1 protein-coding gene is annotated in these 593 nt (G+C 66.3%); it reads right to left on the bottom strand.

Annotated elements, in window-relative coordinates; translation table 11 throughout:
- On the bottom strand, nt 1-593 hold a 593-nt coding region (locus OEZ60_RS22190), incomplete at both ends, for an acyl-CoA dehydrogenase family protein (RefSeq protein WP_263341057.1).

Raw genomic sequence — 593 nt, 5'->3', positions numbered from 1 at the left:
GTGATCGCGCGCCCGAGGATGAGGGCGTGGACATCGTGCGTGCCTTCGTAGGTGTTGACGGTCTCGAGGTTCATCGCATGGCGCATGACCTGGAATTCTTCCTGGATGCCGTTGCCGCCATGCATGTCGCGCGCCATGCGGGCGATATCGAGCGCCTTGCCGCAGTTGTTGCGCTTGACGAGGCTGATCATCTCGGGGGCGGCCCTGGCCTCGTCCATCAGCCGGCCGACGCGCAAGCTGGCCTGCAGGCCGAGCGAGATCTCGGTCATCATGTTGGCGAGCTTCAGCTGGTAAAGCTGGGTCTGCGCGATCGGCCGGTTGAACTGCTTGCGGTCGAGCCCGTACTGGCGCGCCGCGTGCCAGCAGAACTCCGCCGCCCCGAGGACGCCCCAGGAGATGCCGTAGCGCGCCCGGTTGAGGCAGCCGAACGGCCCTTTGAGCCCCTCGACGTTCGGCAGGAGCGCGTCCTCGCCGACCTCGACATTGTCCATCACGATCTCGCCGGTGATCGAGGCGCGCAGCGAGAGCTTGCCGCCGATCTTCGGCGCCGAAAGCCCCTTCATGCCCTTGTCGAGGACGAAGCCGCGGATCTT

Source organism: Albidovulum salinarum (genome assembly GCF_025673475.1).
Classification (GTDB): Bacteria; Pseudomonadota; Alphaproteobacteria; order Rhodobacterales; family Rhodobacteraceae; genus Albidovulum; species Albidovulum salinarum.
The sequence above is the reverse complement of the archived record's forward strand: the minus strand, read 5'-3'. Positions and strand labels throughout refer to the sequence as shown.